Annotated in this window: 16 protein-coding genes; 14 read left to right on the top strand and 2 right to left on the bottom strand. The window is 69.9% G+C overall.

The genetic code is table 11. The features are described 5' to 3' along the window. Window positions 1–199: 199 nt before the first annotated feature. Window positions 200–1,138 (bottom strand): cation diffusion facilitator family transporter, encoded by a 939-nt coding sequence (locus tag ACIBK0_RS15640; RefSeq protein WP_399079788.1) that lies wholly within the window; start codon window positions 1,136–1,138, stop codon window positions 200–202. 134 nt (window positions 1,139–1,272) lie between these two features. Then, the gene (gene galE, locus ACIBK0_RS15635; protein WP_399079786.1) at window positions 1,273–2,253 is read right to left on the bottom strand and encodes a UDP-glucose 4-epimerase GalE; all 981 of its coding nucleotides are present in this window, start codon (window positions 2,251–2,253) and stop codon (window positions 1,273–1,275) included. A gap of 350 nt (window positions 2,254–2,603) precedes the next feature. On the opposite strand from galE, the gene ACIBK0_RS15630 reads away from it, so the two are divergent. The 14 genes from ACIBK0_RS15630 to ACIBK0_RS15565 all read left to right on the top strand — a co-directional run bounded on the left by ACIBK0_RS15630 (window position 2,604) and on the right by ACIBK0_RS15565 (window position 17,280). Next, the gene (locus tag ACIBK0_RS15630; protein WP_399079879.1) at window positions 2,604–4,400 is read left to right on the top strand and encodes a DUF5941 domain-containing protein; all 1,797 of its coding nucleotides are present in this window, start codon (window positions 2,604–2,606) and stop codon (window positions 4,398–4,400) included. Continuing rightward, window positions 4,397–5,149 (top strand): sugar phosphate nucleotidyltransferase, encoded by a 753-nt coding sequence (locus tag ACIBK0_RS15625; protein ID WP_399079784.1) that lies wholly within the window; start codon window positions 4,397–4,399, stop codon window positions 5,147–5,149. Before ACIBK0_RS15630 ends, ACIBK0_RS15625 begins: the two co-directional genes overlap by 4 nt. Further along, window positions 5,137–6,198 (top strand): iron-containing alcohol dehydrogenase family protein, encoded by a 1,062-nt coding sequence (locus ACIBK0_RS15620; RefSeq protein ID WP_399079782.1) that lies wholly within the window; start codon window positions 5,137–5,139, stop codon window positions 6,196–6,198. Before ACIBK0_RS15625 ends, ACIBK0_RS15620 begins: the two co-directional genes overlap by 13 nt. Further along, window positions 6,176–6,955 carry a CDP-alcohol phosphatidyltransferase family protein gene (locus ACIBK0_RS15615; RefSeq protein ID WP_399079780.1) on the top strand — a complete coding sequence of 260 codons (780 nt, stop codon included), beginning with the start codon at window positions 6,176–6,178 and terminating at the stop codon, window positions 6,953–6,955. The genes ACIBK0_RS15620 and ACIBK0_RS15615 overlap by 23 nt, the downstream gene beginning before the upstream one ends. An 8-nt stretch (window positions 6,956–6,963) precedes the next feature. After that, window positions 6,964–7,836 (top strand): glycosyltransferase family 2 protein, encoded by an 873-nt coding sequence (locus ACIBK0_RS15610; RefSeq protein ID WP_399079877.1) that lies wholly within the window; start codon window positions 6,964–6,966, stop codon window positions 7,834–7,836. 100 nt (window positions 7,837–7,936) lie between these two features. Further along, window positions 7,937–8,866 carry an ABC transporter permease gene (locus ACIBK0_RS15605; protein ID WP_399079778.1) on the top strand — a complete coding sequence of 310 codons (930 nt, stop codon included), beginning with the start codon at window positions 7,937–7,939 and terminating at the stop codon, window positions 8,864–8,866. Further along, window positions 8,859–9,632, top strand: a complete 774-nt coding sequence (locus ACIBK0_RS15600; protein ID WP_399079776.1) for an ABC transporter ATP-binding protein — start codon at window positions 8,859–8,861, stop codon at window positions 9,630–9,632. Before ACIBK0_RS15605 ends, ACIBK0_RS15600 begins: the two co-directional genes overlap by 8 nt. Window positions 9,633–9,990: 358 nt before the next feature. Next, a complete protein-coding gene (gene hpnC / locus ACIBK0_RS15595; RefSeq protein ID WP_399079774.1) occupies window positions 9,991–10,893 on the top strand; it encodes a squalene synthase HpnC in 903 nt (300 codons plus the stop codon). Further along, entirely contained in the window at window positions 10,890–11,840 is a 951-nt protein-coding gene (gene hpnD / locus ACIBK0_RS15590) for a presqualene diphosphate synthase HpnD (protein ID WP_399079771.1), read from the top strand. The genes hpnC and hpnD overlap by 4 nt, the downstream gene beginning before the upstream one ends. Continuing rightward, window positions 11,840–11,980: a DUF6380 family protein gene (locus ACIBK0_RS15585; RefSeq protein WP_399079769.1), complete on the top strand. Its 141-nt coding sequence runs from the start codon at window positions 11,840–11,842 to the stop codon at window positions 11,978–11,980. The genes hpnD and ACIBK0_RS15585 overlap by 1 nt, the downstream gene beginning before the upstream one ends. Further along, window positions 11,977–13,386, top strand: coding sequence for a hydroxysqualene dehydroxylase HpnE (hpnE, locus tag ACIBK0_RS15580; RefSeq protein ID WP_399079767.1), 1,410 nt, complete (start codon window positions 11,977–11,979; stop codon window positions 13,384–13,386). The genes ACIBK0_RS15585 and hpnE overlap by 4 nt, the downstream gene beginning before the upstream one ends. Before the next feature lie 68 nt (window positions 13,387–13,454). Next, on the top strand, window positions 13,455–14,522 hold the full coding sequence (locus ACIBK0_RS15575; RefSeq protein WP_399079765.1) for a polyprenyl synthetase family protein: 1,068 nt from the start codon (window positions 13,455–13,457) through the stop codon (window positions 14,520–14,522). 113 nt (window positions 14,523–14,635) lie between these two features. Then, a complete protein-coding gene (gene shc / locus ACIBK0_RS15570) occupies window positions 14,636–16,639 on the top strand; it encodes a squalene--hopene cyclase (protein ID WP_399079763.1) in 2,004 nt (667 codons plus the stop codon). Continuing rightward, window positions 16,639–17,280 (top strand): 1-hydroxy-2-methyl-2-butenyl 4-diphosphate reductase, encoded by a 642-nt coding sequence (locus ACIBK0_RS15565; RefSeq protein ID WP_399079762.1) that lies wholly within the window; start codon window positions 16,639–16,641, stop codon window positions 17,278–17,280. The genes shc and ACIBK0_RS15565 overlap by 1 nt, the downstream gene beginning before the upstream one ends. Window positions 17,281–17,285 lie beyond the last annotated feature (5 nt).

Raw genomic sequence — 17,285 nt, 5'->3', positions numbered from 1 at the left:
GAAAGGCCCGGCCGACACGTCGGGTCAGCCGCGGGCCCGGAGGACGGGGACGGTCGTCTCGCTGCGCACAGCAGCGCCGAACGCGACAGTCATCAACCCACCTCCTCCGATCGCCGACCACGCTAGCAGCGGGCGCGACGGTCTCGCCCTGGAATTACGCGACGGTCTCGCCTTCGAACGAACGGCAGAGCCTCGCCTCTCAATGGCAGAGCTTCGCCTCGTGCTCCGCGTGCCCGCTCGGCTCCAACTGGAAGGTGCAGTGCTCGACATCGAAGTGGACGCCGAGGCAGCCCTGGAGCTCGTGGAGCATCTTCTCGTGACCGATCGCGTTCAGGACTTCGGAGCTGACGACCACGTGGACGGAGAGCACCGGCATGCCGGACGTGATCGTCCAGGCGTGCAGGTCGTGGATGTCCTCGACGCCCGGCAGCGCCAGGATGTGTGCCCGCACCTCGGCCATGTCCACGTTCTTGGGGGCGGCCTCCAGGAGCACGTTGAGCGTCTCCTGGAGCAGCTTCCAGGTGCGCGGGACGATCATGAGGCTGATCAGGATCGAAGCGATGGGGTCGGCGGCCTGCCAGCCCGTGGTCATGATCACCGTCGCGGCGATGATGACCGCCATCGAACCGAGCGCGTCCGCCACCACCTCCAGGAAGGCGCCGCGCACGTTCAGGCTGTCCTTCTGGCCGCGCATGAGCAGGGTGAGCGAGATCGTGTTCGCGACCAGACCGATGAGGCCGAACACGATGGTCTGGCCGCCATGGGTGTCGACCGGGGTCACAAAGCGCTGGATCGCCTCGTAGAACACATAGCCGCCGACGCCGAGCAGTAGCAGACAGTTGGCCAGCGCGGCGAGGATCTCGGCCCGCGCGTACCCGAAGGTGCGGGTCTCGCTGGGCGGGCGGGCCGCGAAATGGATCGCGAGCAGCGCCATGCCCAGGCCCAGGGCGTCCGTCGCCATGTGCGCCGCGTCCGCGACGAGCGCGAGCGAATCGGCGACGAGACCGCCGACGAGCTCGACCACCATGACGGTGAGCGTGATCGACAGCGCGACGCGCAGCCTCCCGCGGTACGCCGCTGTCGCCGTACCGGGGGCCGGCGCTCCATGCGCATGCCCGTGGTCGTGCCCAGCCCCCATGGAAGCCGCCTCCTGTGTTCCGCTCGGGATCACAGTGAACTATGGGCGGGGGGTATTGGGCAACGCGGCATTGAACACCGTTGTCATATGCTCTGACCTGCGGAAACGATGCGCAGGTCAGAGCATTGACAAGATCATTCGGCCGGTGCCCCGGGGTGGCGCAACACCCAGCCCTCCCAGGCCGACTCGACCATCTCGCGCACGCCGCGCCGCGCGCTCCAGCCCAGCTCCTTGGCGGCCAGTGCGGCCGAGGCGACCGCTCGCGGGGCGTCACCGGCGCGGCGTGGCTCGACGACCGGCTCCCGGGGGTCCCCGGTGACCTCGCCGATGAGTGTGAGGAGTTCGCGGACCGAAACGCCTTCGCCGCGGCCGATGTTCACGGTCAGATCACCCGTCGCGCCGTCGGCCAACCGCCGGGCCGCCGCGAGGTGCGCCTCGGCGAGGTCGGCGACGTGGATGTAGTCACGGATGCACGTGCCGTCCGGCGTCGGATAGTCGTCCCCGAAGATCCGCGGGGCCTCATCACGGGTCAGGCGGTCGAAGACCATCGGGATCACGTTGAACACTCCGGTGTCGGAGAGCTCCGGCGCGGCCGCCCCCGCCACGTTGAAGTAGCGCAGACACACGGTCGCGATGCCGTGCGCCCGCCCGGCCGCCCGCACCAGCCACTCCCCGGCGAGCTTCGTCTCGCCGTACGGGCTCATCGGGGCGCAGGGGGTGTCCTCCGTGATGAGGTCCACATCGGGGTTGCCGTAGACGGCCGCCGACGAGGAGAAGAGGAACCGCTCGACGCCCGCCTCGGCGGCCGCCTCCAGGAGGGTCGCGAGACCGCCCACGTTCTCCCGGTAGTAGCGCGTCGGCTCGGCCACGGACTCACCGACCTGCTTGCGCGCCGCGAGATGCACCACACCCGTCACGGCGTGCTCCGCGAAGACCCGCTTGAGCAGATCCCCGTCCAGCGACGAGCCCCGCACCAGCGCAATGCTCTCCGGAAGCCGGTTCGGCACCCCCGACGAGAGGTCGTCCAGGGCGACGACGCGTTCCCCGGCCTCCGCCATCGCCCGCGCCACGTGGGCTCCGATGTATCCGGCTCCGCCTGTGATCAGCCATGTCATGGACGCCCACCCTATGCCGGTCCCGTGCACTGTCCGTCCTGCCCCGGTCCGGGCCGCCCGCGCGGTGTCCGCCGTGCCCCGCTCCGGGTGGTGCGCCGGGTGAGGTGTGCCATGCCGAGAATGCGCCGGTCTGGGAGCGCGGTTTGTGGCGCGGGCCCCGGATCCCTGATGATGATCGCGGCGGAGGCCATGCAAAACCGGGTGGATCGGGCCATGAACAGGTGGTGAACGCCCGCTTCCATTCATCCGATAACCTCTGCCGACATGCCGCCCGGCCAGGCTCTGTCGTCGGGCCACCCCATCACGCACTTGACCGGCGCGGACGCGCCGGCACCCAGGGAGTGAGTTCGCTGTCGACCGCCATCCTCACCGGCCAGCCGGTCCCCGGATCGTCGCTTGAGGGCGATCTGCGGTCGCTCGGCTTCGACGTGCGGCTCGCCTCCGACGCGGGCGAGGCCGAGTCCCTGCTGGCTGCCGTCCCGGCGGACCAGCGGGTCGCCGTCGTCGACGCCCGCTTCGTGGGCCACACACATGCGCTGCGCCTCGGTCTCACGGACCCCCGGTTCGCGGCCTCCGCGCTGCCCGGCGCCATATCCGTGCAGCCCGAGGCCCGCCGGGCGCTGACCCGGGCCGTGGCCCGCGAGAGCTCCGCCTCCGGGGGCCTCGCCGTCGCCACGGACAACCTCGCCGCGCGCCTCACGGCTGCCCTCGACGCGGACGGCGTCGCCGTGCACCAGCCCGAGCTCGGCACGCTCGTCGCCGCTGTGCCGAGCGACCCGCAGGAGCGCAACGAGGCCCGCCAGGCCGTCTCGGCCGTGGACGACGAGGCCGTACGCCTGCGCAGCGCCGTGAAGGCCCGTGACGGCTTCTTCACGACCTACTGCATCAGCCCGTACTCGCGCTACATCGCCCGCTGGTGCGCGCGCCGCGGTCTCACCCCGAACCAGGTGACGACCGCCTCACTTCTCACCGCGCTCATCGCCGCGGGCTGCGCCGCCACCGGCACCCGCGTCGGCTTCGTCGCGGCCGGTCTGCTGCTCCTGTTCTCCTTCGTCCTCGACTGCACGGACGGCCAGCTCGCCCGCTACTCCCTGCAGTACTCGACACTCGGCGCCTGGCTCGACGCGACCTTCGACCGCGCCAAGGAGTACGCCTACTACGCGGGCCTCGCCCTCGGGGCGGCCCGCGGCGGCGACGACGTCTGGGCGCTCGCCCTCGGCGCGATGATCCTGCAGACCTGCCGGCACGTCGTCGACTTCTCCTTCAACGAGGCGAACCACGACGCCACCGCCAACACCAGCCCCACCGCGGCCCTCTCGGACAAATTGGACAGCGTCGGCTGGACGGTGTGGGTGCGCCGGATGATAGTGCTGCCCATCGGCGAGCGCTGGGCGATGATCGCCGTGCTCACGGCGCTGACCACCCCCCGCATCACCTTCTACGCGCTGCTCATCGGCTGCGCCTTCGCGGCGACGTACACCACGGCGGGCCGCGTACTGCGCTCGCTGACCCGCAAGGCCCGCCGCACCGACCGCGCCGCCACCGCCCTCGCCGACCTCACCGACTCCGGCCCGCTCGCCGAGTTCCTGACCCGCTTCACGCGCAGCTTCGCAAGCCGCGGCCCGGCTTACGTCGCCTTCGCCGCCGGAGCCCTCGTGGTGCTCGGCGCGGCGCTCGCCCCGTACGGCAGCTGGTGGCCCGTTCTGGGCGCCGTGATCTACGTACTCCTGTCGCCGGTGGCCCTCGCGCGGCCCCTCAAGGGCGCCCTCGACTGGCTCGTCCCGCCGTTCTTCCGCGCCGCCGAATACGGCACCGTTCTGGTACTGGCCGCCAAAGCCGACGTGAACGGAGCACTTCCTGCGGCTTTCGGTCTGGTGGCAGCGGTCGCCTACCATCACTACGACACGGTGTACCGCATCCGCGGGAACGCCGGCGCCCCCCCGCACTGGCTGGTGCGGGCGATCGGGGGGCACGAAGGCAGGACGATGCTGGTCACCGTCCTGGCCGCGCTGCTCACCGCCACACAGTTCAAGGTCGCGCTCACGGTGCTCGCCGTGGCCGTAGCCCTGTTGGTGCTCGTCGAGAGCATCCGCTTCTGGGTGTCCTCCGGGGCCCCCGCCGTACACGATGAAGGAGAACCCGCATGATCGGCCTCGTGCTGGCCGCCGGCGCCGGACGGCGTCTGCGCCCCTACACCGACAGCCTCCCGAAGGCTCTCGTGCCGGTTGGTCCCGCGGGCATAGAGGACAGCATCACGGTCCTCGACCTGACCCTCGGCAACTTCGCGGAGATCGGCCTGACCGAGGTCGGCATCATCGTCGGCTACCGCAAGGAAGCCGTGTACGAGCGACAGGCGGCCCTCGAGGCGAAGTACGGCCTCAAGCTCACCCTCATCGACAACGACAAGGCCGAGGAGTGGAACAACGCCTACTCCCTGTGGTGCGGTCGTGACGCCCTCAAGGACGGTGTGATCCTCGCCAACGGCGACACCGTGCACCCGGTCTCCGTCGAGCGGACGCTGCTCGCCGCCCGCGGCGACGGCAAGAGGATCATCCTCGCCCTCGACACGGTGAAGAACCTCGCTGACGAGGAGATGAAGGTCGTGGTGGACCCCGCCAAGGGTGTCCAGAAGATCACCAAGCTCATGGAGCCGTCCGAGGCCACCGGCGAGTACATCGGTGTCACCCTCATCGAGGGCGAGGCCGCCGCGGAGCTGGCCGACGCCCTGAAGACGGTGTGGGAGAAGGATCCGCAGCAGTTCTACGAGCACGGTTACCAGGAGCTCGTCAACCGCGGCTTCAAGATCGATGTCGCGCCGATCGGTGACGTCAAGTGGGTCGAGATCGACAACCACGACGACCTCGCCAAGGGACGTGAGATCGCGTGCCAGTACTGACGAGGCTCATCCCCTCGCCGGTCGTCGTCGACATCCGTCCGGGCGCCCTGGACGACCTGGCGAGCGTGCTCTCCGACGAGCGGATCTCGCACTCGGGCAAGCTCGCCGTCGCGGTGAGCAACGGCTCCGGGGCCAGGCTGCGCGAGCGGATCTCGCCGGCCCTGCCCGGCGCCACCTGGTACGAGGTCGGCGGAGGCACCCTCGACGACGCGATCCGGTTGGCCGGTGCCATGAGGGCGGGCCACTACGACGCAGTCGTGGGCCTGGGCGGCGGCAAGATCATCGACTGCGCGAAGTTCGCCGCGGCGCGTGTCGGCCTCCCGCTGGTCGCGGTGCCCACGAACCTCGCGCACGACGGCCTGTGCTCGCCCGTCGCGACCCTCGACAACGACGCGGGCCGCGGCTCGTACGGTGTGCCGAACCCGATCGCGGTCGTCATCGACCTCGATGTCATCCGCGAGGCCCCCGTACGTTTCGTGCGCGCCGGCATCGGCGACGCCGTCTCCAACATCTCCGCGATCGCGGACTGGGAGCTGGCCAACCGCGTCAACGGCGAGAAGATCGACGGACTCGCGGCCGCGATGGCGCGGCAGGCCGGTGAGGCCGTGTTGCGGCACCCGGGCGGCATCGGCGACAACGACTTCCTCCAGGTACTGGCCGAGGCGCTGGTCCTCACCGGGGTGGCGATGTCGATCTCGGGCGACTCGCGTCCGGCCTCCGGCGCCTGCCACGAGATCAACCACGCCTTCGACCTCCTCTTCCCCCAGCGCGCGGCGAGCCACGGCGAGCAGTGCGGCCTGGGCGCGGCCTTCGCGATGTATCTGCGGGGGGCGCACGAGGAGTCGGCGTACATGGCCGAGGTGCTGCACCGGCACGGGCTGCCGGTGCTGCCGGAGGAGATCGGCTTCACCGTGGACGAGTTCGTGCAGGTCGTGGAGTTCGCTCCGCAGACCCGGCCCGGCCGCTACACGATCCTCGAACACCTCGACCTGAAAACCAACCAGATCAAGGACATCTACGCCGACTATGCCAAGGCCATCGGTAGCTGAACTCCGCCCCGTCGTTCACCCCGCAGGAGTGAAGGACCGGCGCAGCGGTGAGCACTGGGCGGGACGCCTGTACATGCGAGAGATCTCGCTGCGCTGCGACCGCTACCTGGTGAACACCAGGATCACGCCCAACCAGCTCACATACCTGATGACCCTCTGTGGTGTGCTCGCGGCCCCGGCCCTGCTGGTGCCGGGGATCACGGGCGCCGTACTCGGCGTGCTGATGGTCCAGCTCTATCTGCTGCTCGACTGCGTCGACGGCGAGATCGCGCGCTGGAAGAAGCAGTTCTCGCTCAGCGGGGTGTACCTGGACCGGGTCGGTGCCTATCTGACCGATGCCGCGGTGCTCGTCGGCTTCGGTCTGCGCGCCGCCGATCTCTGGGGCTCCGGGCGGATCGACTGGCTCTGGGCCTTCCTCGGCACCCTGGCCGCGCTCGGCGCGATCCTGATCAAGGCCGAGACCGATCTCGTCGGCGTGGCCCGGCACCAGGGCGGGCTGCCGCCGGTCAAGGAGGCGGCGTCCGAGCCGCGCTCGTCCGGCATGGCGCTGGCCCGCAAGGCCGCCGGGGCGCTGAAGTTCCACCGGCTGGTGCTCGGGATCGAGGCGTCCCTGCTGATCCTGGTCCTGGCGGTGCTGGACCAAGTACGCGGCGACCTGTTCTTCTCCCGGCTCGGCGTCGCGGTGCTGGCCGGCATCGCGCTCCTGCAGACGCTGCTGCACCTCGTGTCCATCCTCGCCTCGAGCAGGCTGAAGTGAGCGCGCCGATGAAGGTCGGCGCGGTCATCATCACGATGGGCAACCGCCCCGAAGAGCTCCGGGCCCTGCTGGACTCCGTCGCCAAGCAGGACGGCGAGCGCGTCGAGGTGGTCGTGGTCGGCAACGGCTCGCCCGTCCCGGACGTCCCGGAAGGCATCCGCACCGTCGAGCTGCCCGAGAACCTCGGCATACCCGGCGGCCGCAACGTGGGCATCGAGGCCTTCGGCCCCGGCGGCACGGACGTGGACGTCCTCCTCTTCCTGGACGACGACGGCCTCCTGGCGACCCACGACACCGCCGCACTGTGCCGCGAGGCCTTCGCCACCGACCCGCAACTCGGCATCATCAGCTTCCGCATCGCCGACCCCGAGACCGGCGAGACCCAGCGCCGCCACGTCCCGCGGCTGCGCGCCTCCGACCCGATGCGCAACTCACGCGTCACCACCTTCCTCGGCGGCGCCAACGCGGTCCGTACGAAGGTCTTCGCCGAAGTCGGCGGGCTCCCGGACGAATTCTTCTACGCGCACGAGGAAACCGACCTGGCATGGCGGGCCCTCGACGCGGGCTGGATGATCGACTACCGGTCGGACATGGTGCTGTACCACCCGACGACCGCGCCCTCGCGGCACGCGGTGTACCACCGCATGGTGGCCCGCAACCGGGTCTGGCTCGCGCGCCGAAACCTTCCGGCGCCGCTCGTCCCGGTCTACCTCGGCGTCTGGATGCTCCTGACGCTGCTGCGCCGCCCCTCGGGACCGGCCCTCAAGGCGTGGTTCGGCGGCTTCAAGGAAGGCTGGACCACTCCGTGCGGTCCCCGGCGCCCCATGAAGTGGCGTACGGTGTGGCGGCTGACTCGACTGGGCCGACCTCCTGTCATCTGACAAGCTCATTTCTGAGAGCATTCGTGGCCGTACCCCGGTCCCTGGCTCATGCCTACGCCCGACCAGGCGGTGCGCATCTTGAAGACGAAAGTTTCCACTTGTGAGTGAGACAACGCATGACGGCGGAGTCGCGGTGAGCGACCGACCGTCGCCCGATGACGGGCTCTCCGCGGCCGACCTGGCCGCCAAGTACGGGCTCGCGGTCAGCGGCGCCCGGCCCGGACTCGTCGAGTACGTGCGTCAGCTCTGGGGGCGGCGCCACTTCATCCTCGCCTTCTCACAGGCGAAGCTCACCGCCCAGTACAGCCAGGCCAAGCTGGGCCAGCTGTGGCAGGTGGCGACCCCGCTGCTGAACGCGGGCGTCTACTACCTGATCTTCGGCCTGATCCTGAAGGCCAACCGCGGTATGTCGCACGACGTGTACATCCCGTTCCTGGTGACGGGCGTCTTCGTCTTCACGTTCACGCAGAGCTCGATCATGGCCGGCGTCCGCGCGATCTCCGGCAACCTGGGACTGGTCCGCGCACTGCACTTCCCGCGTGCCTCGCTGCCCATCTCCTTCGCGCTCCAGCAGCTCCAGCAGCTGCTCTTCTCGATGATCGTGCTGTTCATCGTGGCGATCGCCTTCGGCAGCTACCCGGGCCTGTCCTGGCTGCTGATCATCCCGGTGCTCGTTCTGCAGTTCCTCTTCAACACGGGCCTCGCGCTGATCGTGGCCCGGATGGGCGCCAAGACGCCGGACCTGGCCCAGCTGATGCCGTTCATCCTGCGTACGTGGATGTACGCGTCCGGTGTCATGTTCTCCATCAGCACGATGCTCGCCGGCCGCCCGGAGTGGATCGCCCGTGCGCTGCAGGCGAACCCGGCCGCCGTCTACATGGACCTGATGCGCTTCGCGCTCATCGACGGGTACGGATCCGCGAACCTGCCGCCGCACGTGTGGGCCATCGCGATCTTCTGGGCCGTGGTCGTCGCCCTCGGCGGGTTCGTGTACTTCTGGAAGGCGGAAGAGAGGTACGGCCGTGGCTGAGAAGACGTCTCACATCCCCACCGTCATCGCGGACGAACTCCATATCGTCTATCGCGTCAACGGCGCCAAGACCGGCAAGGGCAGCGCCACAGCCGCCCTCAGCCGTATCCTCAAGCGCGGCGAGGAGCGCGGGGTCCGCAAGGTGCATGCCGTCCGGGGCGTCTCCTTCACCGCGTACCGCGGCGAGGCCATCGGCCTGATCGGTTCGAACGGCTCCGGCAAGTCCACGCTCCTGCGCGCCATCGCCGGCCTGCTCCCCGCCGAGAAGGGCAAGGTCTTCACCGACGGCCAGCCCTCGCTGCTCGGTGTGAACGCGGCCCTGATGAACGACCTGACGGGCGAGCGGAACGTCATATTGGGCGGGCTCGCGATGGGTATGTCCCGCGAGCAGATCAAGGAGCGCTACCAGGAGATCGTCGACTTCTCGGGCATCAACGAGAAGGGCGACTTCATCACCCTCCCGATGCGCACCTACTCGTCCGGCATGGCGGCCCGTCTGCGCTTCTCCATCGCGGCCGCCAAGGACCACGACGTCCTGATGATCGACGAGGCCCTCGCCACCGGCGACCGCAAGTTCCAAAAACGCTCCGAGGAACGCATCCGCGAGCTGCGCAAGTCCGCCGGCACGGTGTTTCTGGTCAGTCACAACAACAAGTCGATCCGCGACACCTGCGACCGCGTGCTCTGGCTGGAGCGCGGTGAGCTGCGCATGGACGGGCCGACCGAAGAGGTCCTCAAGGAGTACGAGAAGTTCACGGGCAAGTAGCCCATTTCGCCCAGGGCCCCGCCGGAACTCTTCGGCGGGGCCCTGCGTCTGCAAAGGAAACGCCAACTCCTGCTGGCCTTAGGAATCTTGACGCCAATCGGTGTGTTGTTGTGATGTGCAGGACACCCCGACGGAGCGTGCCGCGTTGTACAACGTAAGCTGTACCGGTGCTGATTCGCGGCAAGTAGGGCGATAATGCGCGACACCCGGCACCGGCGCGCTGCGCGGACCTCCGGGCGGCGTGTCCGAAATGGGCACTATTGGGTCGGCAGTGTAGAACGGGAGATGTGACGGCAATGGCTACGGAAACTCTCCAGCTCCGCGATGCGTGTGCCGTCCTCGCGCCGGGCGGCGAGCGGTGACCGAAGCCGGGACGGCGCGCACCGGCGATCCGGAGCGCGACACCCTCGACAAGGCTGCGGGCGAGAACTTCCCCGTGGCGCCCTTCTTCCTGCCCAAGGCCTGGCGTGAGAATCTGATGGCCGTCTACGGCTTCGCCCGCCTCGTCGACGACATCGGTGACGGCGACCTCACCCCGGGTGGCGTGGACGCCCGCCTCCTCGGCGTGTCGCCCGAGGAGGCCGGGGATCGCCTCCTTCTGCTGGACGCCTTCGAAACCGATCTTCACCGCGTGTTCGACTCGACCCCGCGCCACCCCTTGCTGCGCCGGCTCCAGCCCACCGTCCGCCGCGCGGGCCTCACCCCCGAGCCCTTCCTCGGCCTGATCGCGGCCAATCGCCAGGACCAACTCGTCAAGCGGTACGAGACCTATGACGACCTCGTCGCCTACTGCGAGCTGTCCGCCAACCCCGTCGGCCGCCTGGTCCTCTCCGTCACGGGTACCTCCACGCCCGAGCGCGTCCGCCGCTCCGACGCGGTGTGCACGGCGCTGCAGATCGTCGAACACCTCCAGGACGTCGCCGAGGACCTCGGCCGCGACCGTGTCTACCTGCCTGCCGAGGACATGAAGCGCTTCCACGTCCAGGAGGCGGATCTCGCCGCCGTCACAGCAGGCGCCTCGGTACGAGCACTGGTTGCATACGAAGCAGAACGCGCCTTGAACCTCCTGAATGAAGGCACCCCCCTCGTGGGTAGCGTCCACGGCAGGCTGAAGCTGCTGCTCGCGGGGTTCATTGCGGGGGGAAGGGCGGCAATCCGTGCGATTGCCGCCGCTGAATACGACGTACTTCCCGGCCCGCCCAAGCCCGGCAAGCTCCAGTTGCTGCGCGAGGTGGGAGTGACTCTGCGAGGAGAGGGGTGATCCGGACCGTGGAGTCGGAACAACACGTGTCCGCACCGGTACTCGCCGCTTACAGCTACTGCGAGGCAGTGACCGGTCAGCAGGCCCGTAATTTCGCGTACGGCATCAGACTTCTGCCGACACCCAAGCGCCGTGCGATGTCGGCTCTCTACGCGTTCTCGCGGCGTGTCGACGACATCGGCGACGGCGCGCTCGCGCCGGACGTGAAGGCGGCCCGGCTCGAGGACACCCGGGCACTGCTCGCGCGCGTCCGCGAGGGCTCCGTCGACGAGGACGACACCGACCCGGTCGCGGTCGCGCTCAGCCACACCGCCCTGAACTTCCCGGTGCCCCTCGACGGCCTCGACGAACTCATCGACGGCGTCCTCATGGACGTACGCGGCGAGACGTACGAGACCTGGGACGACCTGAAGGTCTACTGCCGTTGTGTGGCCGGGGCGATCGGGCGGCTCTCGCTCGGCGTGTTCGGTACGGAACCGGGGGCGCGCGGCGCCGAGCGCGCGCCGGAGTATGCCGACACGCTCGGGCTCGCGCTCCAACTCACCAACATCCTGCGGGACGTACGGGAGGACGCCGAAGGCGGGCGTACCTATCTGCCCTCCGACGACCTCGCCAAGTTCGGCTGCTCGGCCGGGTTCAACGGGCCGACTCCACCGGAGGGCTCCGACTTCGCGGGCCTCGTGCACTTCGAAGTGCGTCGGGCCCGCGCTCTTTTCGCCGAGGGATACCGGCTGCTGCCCATGCTGGACCGGCGCAGCGGCGCCTGTGTCGCGGCGATGGCCGGCATCTACCGCCGCCTCCTCGACCGCATCGAGCGCGAGCCGGAGGCCGTGCTGCGCGGCCGCGTCTCGCTGCCCGGACGCGAGAAGGCGTATGTCGCCGTGCGCGGTCTCTCCGGCCTCGACGCCCGCCATGTGTCCCGGCACACCGTCAGGAGGCGCACCTGATGGACAATTTGGGCCAAGGTGATTCCACTGACGAAAAGCGGCAGGCAACCCTCCGGCAGCGGTTGGCGTCCCTGACTGCAACGGCCTGCCGTGCACGGTTCAATCATCACGGCGGGTTCCAGGGGGAGGGTGCACGATGAGCGAGGTCACGCAGCCCGCGGGCAGCTCCGGCGGGGCGGCCGCCGTGGTCGTCGGCGGCGGGCTCGCCGGGATCACGGCCGCGCTCGCGCTGGCCGACGCCGGCGTGCGCGTGACGCTGCTCGAAGGGCGGCCGCGGCTCGGCGGTCTCGCGTTCTCCTTCCAACGCGGCGATCTCACTGTGGACAACGGACAGCATGTGTATCTGCGCTGCTGCACCGCCTACCGCTGGTTCCTCGACCGCGTCGACGGAGCCTCGCTGGCGCCGCTGCAGGATCGTCTCGACGTGCCCGTTCTCGACGCAGAGGGCAAGCCCGGGCGACGGCTCGGCAGAATCGGCCGCACCGCGCTGCCCGTACCGCTGCATCTGGCGCGCAGCCTCGCGACGTATCCGCATCTGTCGCTCGCCGAGCGCGCGAAGGTCGGCCGTGCCGCGCTGGCGCTCAAGGGCCTGGATCTCACCGATCCGGCGCTCGACGCGCAGAACTTCGGCAACTGGCTCGCCCAGCACGGTCAGTCGGAGCGTGCCGTCGAAGCACTGTGGGACCTCGTGGGGGTCGCCACCCTCAACGCGGTGGCCTCGGATGCCTCGCTCGGGCTCGCCGCGATGGTGTTCAAGACGGGTCTGCTGTCCGACCCTGGCGCGGCCGACATCGGCTGGGCACGCGTCCCGCTGGGCGAACTGCACGACACCCTGGCCCGCAAGGCGCTCGACTCCGCGGGCGTCCGTACCGAAGTCCGTACACGCGTCACCTCCATCTCCCCCAACGAAAACGGGCGTTGGAGCGTTCAGGTTCCCGGCGAGAGCATCGAGGCCGACGCGGTCGTCCTCGCCGTACCCCAGCGCGAGACCCACGATCTGCTGCCCCAGGGTGCGCTCGACGCCCCTGAGCGGCTCCTCGAGATCGGCACCGCACCGATCCTCAACGTCCATGTCGTCTACGGCCGGAAGGTGCTCCGCAGGCCGTTCTTCGCGGCGCTGGGTTCCCCGGTGCAGTGGGTCTTCGACCGGACCGAGGCGTCCGGGCTGCGAGAGGGTCAGTACCTGGCCCTCTCGCAGTCGGCCGCGCAGGACGAGATCGACGAGCCCGTCTCCGTGCTGCGCGAGCGCTATCTGCCGGAGCTGGAGCGGCTGTTGCCTGCCGCCCGCGGCGCGCAAGTGAAGGACTTCTTCGTGACCCGGGAGCGCACGGCGACGTTCGCCCCCACCCCCGGTGTCGGGCGGCTGCGGCCCGGCGCCCGCACCGAGGCCCCCGGCCTGTACCTGGCCGGATCGTGGACCGCCACAGGGTGGCCCGCGACCATGGAGAGTGCGGTCCGCAGTGGCGTCAGTGCGGCGGGCGCCGCGCTGGGCGCCCTGGGCCGGCCCCGCGATCACCTCCTCGAGCTCTTCGAGGAGGCGGCATGACGCTCGATCAGATCGATCAGAGCACCGTAGGCCCCCGCACCCCCCGTATCGCAACAAGAGGAGAGACTGTGCCCACTGTGCCCCCGGCCGAAACGGCTGCCGACGCGGTGGACGTGACCGCGCTCCTCGAGCGCGGCCGGACCCTGGCCACACCGGTGCTGAAGGCGGCCGTCGACCGTCTGGCGGCGCCCATGGACACCGTCGCCGCCTACCACTTCGGCTGGATCGACGCCGAGGGCAACCCCGCGGACGGCGACGGTGGCAAGGCCGTACGCCCCGCGCTCGCCGTCCTGTCCGCGCAGGCCGCCGGCGCCGCCCCCGAGGTGGGCGTGCCCGGTGCGGTCGCCGTTGAACTGGTGCACAACTTCTCACTGCTGCACGACGACCTGATGGACGGTGACGAACAGCGCCGCCATCGCGACACCGTCTGGAAGGTGCACGGGCCCGCCCAGGCCATCCTCGTCGGCGACGCCCTGTTCGCGCTGGCCAACGAGATCCTCCTGGAGCTCGGCACCGCCGAGGCGGGCCGAGCCACGCGCCGTCTGACGACCGCCACCCGTGCCCTGATCGACGGTCAGGCCCAGGACATCTCCTACGAGCACCGTGACCGGGTCACCGTCGAGGAGTGCCTGGAGATGGAGGGCAACAAGACGGGCGCCCTGCTCGCCTGTGCCTGCTCCATCGGCGCGGTGCTCGGCGGCGCCGACGACTTCACCGCCGACACGCTGGAGAAGTACGGCTACCACCTCGGCCTGGCCTTCCAGGCCGTCGACGACCTCCTCGGCATCTGGGGCGACCCGGAGGCCACCGGAAAGCAGACCTGGAGCGATCTGCGCCAGCGCAAGAAGTCCCTGCCGGTGGTGGCGGCGCTCGCCGCGGGCGGGCCCGCCTCCGAGCGCCTCGGTGAACTGCTCGCCGAGGACGCCAAGGCCAGCGACTTCGAGAACTTCTCCGAGGAGGAGTTCGCCGCGCGCGCCGCGCTCATCGAGGAGGCGGGCGGCCGCGAGTGGACCGCCCAGGAGGCCCGTCGCCAGCACACCATCGCCGTCGAGGCACTGGACGCCGTCCGGATGCCCGACCAGGTGCGGGCGCAGTTCGTGGCGCTCGCCGACTTCGTCGTCGTACGGAAGAGATGATCACTATCGGTCGAATAAACCTCGCGTAGTCGCCGGCCGGTGCCGCGGGAGAGCGAAGCACCGGCCGACGGCGGACCCACAGCAGAGACGTACCACTGCACGAAGGGGAAGCCATGACAGCGACGACCGACGGAAGTACCGGGGCCCTGCCGCCCCGCGCTGCCTCGGCCAGCGAAACACAACTTCAGACGACTCCCGTGGCGGCCGGGACAGTCGAGACCCGAGACGCCGCCACGCGCGCGATGCAGCGCGCCACCGACTTCCTGCTCTCGCGGCAGGACGCTCAGGGCTGGTGGAAGGGCGACCTCGAGACGAACGTCACGATGGACGCCGAGGACTTGCTCCTCCGTCAGTTCCTGGGCATCCGCGACGAGTCGACCACACGCGCCGCCGGGCTGTTCATTCGTGGGGAACAGCGCGACGACGGCACCTGGGCGACGTTCTACGGCGGCCCGGGCGAACTCTCCACCACCATCGAGGCTTACGTCGCGCTGCGGATGGCCGGGGACGCCCCGGACGAACCGCACATGGCGAAGGCGTCGGCGTGGATCCGCGAGCGGGGCGGCATCGCCTCGGCTCGTGTCTTCACCCGGATCTGGCTCGCCCTGTTCGGCTGGTGGAAGTGGGACGACCTGCCGGAACTTCCGCCGGAACTCATCTACTTCCCGAAGTGGATGCCGCTCAACATTTACGACTTCGGGTGCTGGGCGCGGCAGACGATCGTGCCGCTCACCATCGTCTCGGCGAAGCGTCCGGTGCGGCCCGCGCCGTTCCCGCTCGACGAGCTGCACACCGACGCCGCTCACCCCAATCCGGTCAAGCCGCTTGCTCCCGTGGCGAGTTGGGACGGTGCCTTCCAGCGCCTCGACAAGGCGCTGCATCAGTACCGCAAATTCGCGCCGCGCCGGCTGCGCAGGGCCGCGATGAACTCGGCGGCGCGCTGGATCATCGAGCGACAGGAGAACGACGGCTGCTGGGGAGGCATCCAGCCGCCCGCCGTGTACTCGGTCATCGCCCTGCATCTGCTCGGATACGACCTCCAACACCCGGTGATGCGGGAGGGGTTGGCCTCGCTGGACCGTTTCGCCGTGTGGCGCGAGGACGGCGCCCGGATGATCGAGGCCTGTCAGTCACCGGTGTGGGACACCTGCCTGGCGACCATCGCGCTCGCCGACGCGGGTCTGCCCGCCGACCATCCGCAGCTCGTGAAGGCCGCGGACTGGATGCTCGGCGAGGAGATCGTCCGGCCCGGTGACTGGGCGGTCAAGCGGCCCCACCTCCCGCCCGGTGGCTGGGCGTTCGAGTTCCACAACGACAACTACCCCGACATCGACGACACCGCCGAGGTCGTCCTCGCGCTGCGCCGCGTCAAGCACCACGACCCGGACGGCGTCGAGAGCGCCATCGGGCGCGGGGTGCGCTGGAACCTCGGCATGCAGTCCAAGGACGGCGGCTGGGGCGCCTTCGACGTCGACAACACCAGCGCCTTCCCCAACCGGCTGCCGTTCTGCGACTTCGGGGAGGTCATCGACCCGCCGTCCGCGGACGTCACCGCGCATGTCGTCGAGATGCTCGCCGTCGAGGGACTCTCGCACGACCCGCGCACTCGGCGGGGCATCGAGTGGCTGCTGGCCCACCAGGAACCGAACGGCTCCTGGTTCGGCCGCTGGGGCGTCAACTACGTGTACGGAACGGGGTCGGTGGTCCCGGCGCTCGTGGCAGCGGGACTGCCCGCCTCGCACCCGGCGATCCGCCGGGCGGTGGGCTGGCTGGAAGCCGTGCAGAACGACGACGGCGGCTGGGGCGAGGATCTGCGCTCGTACCACGACGTCGCCGAGTGGAGCGGACGGGGCGTCTCGACCGCCTCCCAGACCGGCTGGGCCCTGCTCGCCCTGCTGGCCGCGGGGGAGCGCGACTCCAAGGCCGTGGAGCGCGGGGTCGAGTGGCTCGCGGCGACGCAGTTGGCGGACGGTTCCTGGGACGAGCCGTACTTCACGGGAACCGGCTTCCCGTGGGACTTCTCGATCAACTACCACCTCTACCGGCAGGTCTTCCCGCTCACCGCGCTCGGCCGGTACGTCCACGGCGAGCCCTTCGCCGAGGCCAAGGGGGGTTGATGAGCATGAAGCCCGCCCCGGCCCCGCTGCTGATCGCCTGCGCGCTCGGCATCGAGCACCTCGCCCTGCGCAGCGGCGACCGCACCGGGGCCGACGGGCCAGTCACCGTGCTGCGTACGGGCATGGGACCCAAGGCGGCCGAACGCTCGGTCACCCGGGTGCTCGCCGACCCGGCGCTGCGCGAGGCCGGGGTCCTGGCCACGGGCTTCTGCGCGGGGCTCGCCCCGGGCATGCACCCCGGCGACCTGGTCGTCGCCGAGGAGACCCGGGACCCGCGCGGCACCACCCCGTGCGTGGGCATCGATCTGCTCGTCAAGGAACTCGTACGCACCCTGCCCGGGCGCAAGGTCCACACAGGACCCCTCACCGGCTCCGATCACGTCGTCCGCGGTCACGAACGGTCGGATCTGCTCGCGACCGGCGCAATCGCGGTCGATATGGAGTCGGCGGCCACGCTCCACAGTGCCGTGCGCACGGGTGCTCGCCCGGTTGCGGCCGTCCGGGTGGTCGTGGACGCTCCGGAACATGAACTCGTCCGTATCGGCACGGTGCGCGGTGGAATATCAGCTTTCCGCGTTCTTCGTGCCGTGCTTCCCGCTTTTTTTGAATGGCACCGTTCTTTGTTGCTCCCTCGGAGGTGAGCCAG

It is taken from the genome of Streptomyces sp. NPDC050564 (assembly GCF_044457265.1).
Classification (GTDB): Bacteria; Actinomycetota; Actinomycetes; order Streptomycetales; family Streptomycetaceae; genus Streptomyces.
The sequence above is the reverse complement of the archived record's forward strand: the minus strand, read 5'-3'. Positions and strand labels throughout refer to the sequence as shown.

Coding starts and splice junctions, on each gene's coding strand:
- ACIBK0_RS15640 (WP_399079788.1), bottom strand. CDS start 1,138: ATGGGGGCTGGGCACGACCACGGGCATGCGCATGGAGCGCCGGCCCCC.
- galE (WP_399079786.1), bottom strand. CDS start 2,253: ATGACATGGCTGATCACAGGCGGAGCCGGATACATCGGAGCCCACGTG.
- ACIBK0_RS15625 (WP_399079784.1), top strand. CDS start 4,397: ATGATCGGCCTCGTGCTGGCCGCCGGCGCCGGACGGCGTCTGCGCCCC.
- ACIBK0_RS15615 (WP_399079780.1), top strand. CDS start 6,176: ATGCCAAGGCCATCGGTAGCTGAACTCCGCCCCGTCGTTCACCCCGCA.
- ACIBK0_RS15610 (WP_399079877.1), top strand. CDS start 6,964: ATGAAGGTCGGCGCGGTCATCATCACGATGGGCAACCGCCCCGAAGAG.
- ACIBK0_RS15585 (WP_399079769.1), top strand. CDS start 11,840: ATGGACAATTTGGGCCAAGGTGATTCCACTGACGAAAAGCGGCAGGCA.
- hpnE (WP_399079767.1), top strand. CDS start 11,977: ATGAGCGAGGTCACGCAGCCCGCGGGCAGCTCCGGCGGGGCGGCCGCC.
- shc (WP_399079763.1), top strand. CDS start 14,636: ATGACAGCGACGACCGACGGAAGTACCGGGGCCCTGCCGCCCCGCGCT.
- ACIBK0_RS15565 (WP_399079762.1), top strand. CDS start 16,639: ATGAGCATGAAGCCCGCCCCGGCCCCGCTGCTGATCGCCTGCGCGCTC.